This is a genomic window from Caballeronia sp. (genome assembly GCF_028292365.1).
Taxonomy (GTDB): Bacteria; Pseudomonadota; Gammaproteobacteria; order Burkholderiales; family Burkholderiaceae; genus Caballeronia.
Genome location: NZ_JAQGMM010000613.1, coordinates 1 through 4820, shown reverse-complemented (window position 1 = coordinate 4820; position 4820 = coordinate 1). Strand labels below are relative to the sequence as shown.

At 59.3% G+C, this 4820-nt stretch carries 5 protein-coding genes and 1 pseudogene; 1 reads left to right on the top strand and 5 read right to left on the bottom strand.

Features of this window, described 5'->3' with window-relative positions:
• On the top strand, nt 1–1838 hold a 1838-nt coding region (locus tag JWR14_RS35935; protein WP_299719052.1), incomplete at its 5' end, for a cellulose synthase subunit BcsC-related outer membrane protein.
• 147 nt (nt 1839–1985) lie between these two features.
• Here the strand turns inward: JWR14_RS35935 and JWR14_RS35930 are convergent.
• The 5 genes and pseudogenes from JWR14_RS35930 to JWR14_RS35910 all read right to left on the bottom strand — a co-directional run.
• Nucleotides 1986–2738, bottom strand: a complete 753-nt coding sequence (locus JWR14_RS35930; RefSeq protein ID WP_299719049.1) for an SDR family oxidoreductase — start codon at nt 2736–2738, stop codon at nt 1986–1988.
• A gap of 62 nt (nt 2739–2800) precedes the next feature.
• On the bottom strand, nt 2801–3667 hold the full coding sequence (locus tag JWR14_RS35925; RefSeq protein ID WP_299719046.1) for an NmrA family NAD(P)-binding protein: 867 nt from the start codon (nt 3665–3667) through the stop codon (nt 2801–2803).
• A gap of 250 nt (nt 3668–3917) precedes the next feature.
• Complete coding sequence (locus JWR14_RS35920) at nt 3918–4184, bottom strand: type II toxin-antitoxin system RelE/ParE family toxin (RefSeq protein ID WP_299719043.1); 267 nt, start codon at nt 4182–4184, stop codon at nt 3918–3920.
• An 8-nt stretch (nt 4185–4192) separates the two neighbouring features.
• Complete coding sequence (locus tag JWR14_RS35915; protein ID WP_299719041.1) at nt 4193–4420, bottom strand: ParD-like family protein; 228 nt, start codon at nt 4418–4420, stop codon at nt 4193–4195.
• 273 nt (nt 4421–4693) lie between these two features.
• Nucleotides 4694–4820: pseudogene (locus JWR14_RS35910) on the bottom strand (polyisoprenoid-binding protein); the annotation flags it as partial.

Below are 4820 nucleotides of genomic sequence, written 5' to 3'. Positions count from 1 at the left end.
AATACCAAGGGCAAAATCAGCCGCAGGGGCAGGCTTATCAGCAACCGTATGAGCCGCAATATCAGCAGCCTTATCCGGCCCAGAATCAGCAGCAATATCGGCAACCGTATCAACAGCAAGCTCAGCAGCCGCAGCAGCCGTATCCGGCTCAGTATCAGCAAGCTCAGCAACAGGTCGATCCCGCGACGAGTTCGCCGTGGCCCATGTCGCCCGCTGCGCGCGAAGCGCAAGCGAACGCGCTGCAGCCGCAACCCCGCACCTACTCCAGTGCGGCGGGAACGAAATCGACACGTGCTTCGACACGCAAGCAGGCCACGTCGCGTAACACTCGCCAAGCCGATGAAACGGACTACAGGCAGCAGCCTTATCCGCAGCAGCAGTATGCGCAGCAGGGGTACGGTTATCCGCAGCAGCAACAACAGCAGCCGTACGCGAACCAGGGTTACGGTCAGCCCTACATCCCGCAACCGCCCGCAGGTTATGGCTACGCTCCCGCGCAACCGGCACAGGCGTACTCCGGCATGGCGGGTAACAATCCGACGACCGTAGCAAACGCACAAACGCTGGGCGTCGCCGATGAACTCGCGCAAATCAACCGCGCTCGGTCGAGCACGGTGTCGGGCGGCGTCATCTTTCGCAGCCGTACAGGTGAGGACGGGTTGTCGAACCTGACGGATATCGAAGCGCCGGTTCAGGGTCGCATCGCAGCGGGGAACGGGCATATTGTCGTGACGGCGACGCCGGTCACGTTGGACGCGGGTACGGCCTCCAATGATCCGAATACGCTGGCGCGGTTTGGGGGAAGCGTGGTTGGTGGGCTGGCTGGTCAAAACAACTCCGGCGACCAGACGGCAAGTGGGGTGGGGTTATCGGTGGGATTCGAAACCGATAGCATCAAAGCTGACGTCGGCAGGACGCCGTTTGGTTTTCGGGAGGCTAACTGGGTCGGTGGCGCCGAATACAACGGCGGTATCACTGACAAGGTTTCGTACTCGCTCGCCGTTGCGCGCCGCGCCGTCACGGACAGCTTGCTGTCCTATGCAGGGACGCGGGATTCGAGCCTGAACAACATGAATACCGCCGCGCTCACCGCTTTAAGCAATGCGCCCCTCAACACCGCCATAGCCAACCAATTGAACCAGGTTGGGACCCTGACATGGGGCGGGGTAACATCGAACGGCGGCCGTGCCTCGCTCGGCTGGGACGACGGTATGAGCGGCGCTTACGTCAACGCGTCGTACGAATACTTCGACGGCTACAACGTAGCAATTAATACAGCGGTCAAGGGCGGCGGTGGGGTCTACACGCGTTTGTTCACGGATGCGAACCAGACACTCACCGTGGGCGTGAACACGACGCTGATGCATTACGACAAAAACCTGTCGTACTTCACGTATGGTCAGGGTGGCTATTTCAGCCCGCAACAATATGTGATCCTGAACTTTCCGGTCGAGTACAAGGGCCGTAGTGGCGCCTTCACGTACGACCTGAAAGGTTCGATCGGCGTTCAGCATTATCGGCAGGACGCATCTAATTATTTCCCGACCGATAGTGCTCTTCAGGGAGTGGTCTCGAAGCTGTCGGCGACGCCATATTCGACCAGCGGCGTATATCCCGGCACCAGCAAAACGGGCGTCGCTTACTCGTTCAACGCAAGCGCCGAATACCAGCTCGCGCCGCAATTGTTCGTGGGCGGATCGGCGTCGCTTGGCAATGCGTACCAGTATCGGGAATACATGGCCGCTGTTTATGTGCGGTACAGCTTCACGAAGCAATTAGGCGCTGTGTCGTATCCGCCGACCACGTTGACGTCGCCATATCTGCCGGTTACGAATTGACGCGTGTGATTGACGGCAAGGGTTCCGGGCGCTGAGCGCCCGACCCCTCTTTATTGTCCTGGCAAGTGAATGACTTAAAGATAGCGAAAAATCCAGCCTCCCAAGTCGCCACAGTTTTGGCCTAGCGGTGCTTCGCCCATGCGGCCCCTAAACCAGCACCGCCCCGCCATCCACCACAACCGTCTGTCCCGTTGCGAAAGCACTTTCCATCAGGAACAGGTACGCAGCCGCGACATCGTGTGCCTCGCCTACTCGTCCGACCGGAAATTGCTTGCCGGCTTCTTCGTACATCGCTTGGCGGTCCTCTTCGGACATGTTCTGCCACAGGTTCGTCGCGATCAATCCTGGTGACACGGCATTCACGCGCAACGGTGCCATTTCCACCGCAAGCGCCCGCGTGAGCGCTTCCATTGCGCCGCACACGCTCGCGCCGAATGCCCAGCCGCTACGCGGACGCCACGCCGCGACGCCCGTTGTCAGCACGATCGAACCGCCCGCCGCGATATACGGCGAAGCGTGTTTGACCGCGGCGAGCGCGCCCCAGTAGCGGATATCGAAGGCGCGTCTTGCCAACGATAAATCCGTCGCAGCGATCTCACCAAGCCGCAGAGAATCGCCTGCGGTGAATACCAGATGATCGAAGCTGCCGGTCGCGTTAAAAAATGCTTCGATAGCGTGTTCATCGGTGAGATCGAGCGCATGACCTTTAGCATTCGCGCCAAGCGACGTAACCGCCGCCTCGACGCGTCCCGCATGGCTCGACCCAATCACAACGTGCGCACCTTCGGCCAGCACATACTCCGCCACAGCGTAGCCGATTCCCGATGAACCGCCGAGCACGACTACCTTCTTGCCATCGAGGCGGCCTTTTCGGTTCGCATTTTCTTGCATGCCGGTCATTGGTTGTACTCCTGAATAACGGTGAATACTTTCAAGCCCTATTGCCGAGAATCAGTGCCCTTCTACGACGCTCTTTCAATCAGCGATTGCAACACCGTATCGAGTGGCACACGACCTTTGCGCACTTCGTGTTCAGCGCCTTCGAAGCAGATCCACTCTTCATTGAAACCATCGATCATCTGCATGCGCGGCGTCGGGTTTTTCATCCCTTGCGAGCGGAACAAGTCTTCCCAGGTGTCCCGTGGCACCACTGTCATGCTGACGTCGCGACCTAGCAGACGTGCGAAGCTAGCGGCGATCATGTCAGGCGAAATACGCTGCGGCCCTTCCAGTTCAACGATACGGCGCCCCGTCCACGATTCACGCAGCAGTTCCGCCGCGACACGGCCGATATCCGCGGTAGCGACCATCGGCACGGGTTTATCGAGCGGTTGCAAGAAGCTGGGCACGATGCCTGAATCGCGTGCGGGGGCCACATCCCACGCAGCGTTTTCGATGAACCATGCGGCGCGCAGGAAGGCCACGGGCATGGGCAGCGTGCCCAGTTCCTGCTCGAGGATCTGAAGCTGATTCAGCAGGTTCGGCTGCGTGGCCTGTGCGCCGATGGTCGACAGCACGACGACCTTGGACGGTTTGGCGGCTGCGAGTGCAGCCCGCAATGTGTCGATGATCTTGCGTGCTTCGGGAAAGCCCGGCGTGGGGTCGAACGTCGGCGGCAGCAGGACAAACACGCCTTCGGCACCTTCGAAGGCGTGCTGCAACGCTTGTTGATCGTTGACGTCGGCGAGTGCGACTTCGCAGCCCTGCTTCGCCCAGACCTCGCCCTTTGCTGCATCGCGAACGACGGCGCGGACATCTTGGCCGGCGGCTAACAGCAAACGCGCAACAACACCCCCGACCTGCCCCGTGATTCCGGTCACTGCATACATGGCTTCTCTCCAGAAAATTAGGCAGCAAGCGCTGCGTTGGAGAGGATTGTGTTGGACCGAACCCCGTTTGACGATAGCCCGGATGTCATTTCATTCATGACATGGGAGCATTGATAGCGGGCGCCTTGATGACCTTCGGGCTGTAGGTAGACGGTATCCGACAGGTGTTGTGCGAAGCCGAGCGCGGGGCACCGACGCTTGAAGGGAACGCGAACGTCTTGGTCAACGTTGCCCTAATCGTGGAGCAGACTCACCGCTTTAGATCCCGATAGAAATTCTCGTGCGGGCCGATCGCTTCGAGGTACACCAGCCGCGGTTCGTCGTCGACGGTGTAGCCAAGCAAGAACAATTGTCCCTGGCCTCGAAACTTGTACACAAGCAAATCAGTCAGGTCCCCTCTCTTTCGCTCTCCAACAGCAGGATCGGTTGCGACGACCGCAACTGCAGCGTCCACGTCGGCAGCGGCGTTGTCATGGAGTTTCTTGTACTGCCTTGCAAAACGTCTCGTCTGACGCACCGTAAAGCTCATTTGCGGCGGCCACGTGGCACGAACGGCGTGGAGTGTTCGCGCGGCTCGGCCATCGAGATCAGCGACTCGGCAATGAAGGACGCCGGCAGATCCGGGTTGTCCAGCGCCGCACGCCCGACCTTCGCCCAGAATTCAATCTGGCCGGCGATTGATCGGTGTTCTGCCGACGCATCGGCCTTCGCCTGTTCATACAACTCGTCGTCAATTCGGACCGGCATGCTCATTACAATCTCCATTGCTACAAATGTAGTAATGGAGATTGTAGCAGAGGCACCGCGCATAGGGGATCAGGGGTGCGCGAGGAGTGGAGAGGAATACTGCTGTCTTCCATCCGATTTTTTGCATCGGCCCACTCGCTTTCTCGGAGGCTGTCACCTTCGAGAAAGCGCCCATGATGGTCACATAATCGAAAAAAGCCGTTCCCACATGAGCTGGAACGGCTTCTCTGCCCTGAACGGCGGGCGTGACCATCTCCACACCGGCATCCATCAATAAATTTACTGCTTCACGCCTTCGGCCTGAATATGCAGCGTCGTCTTCATCTTGAAGCCGTATGCCTTGCCGTAGTCCACGCCGAAGTCACCGCGATCAAACGTAGCCGTCGATTCCGTGCCGCACACTTCC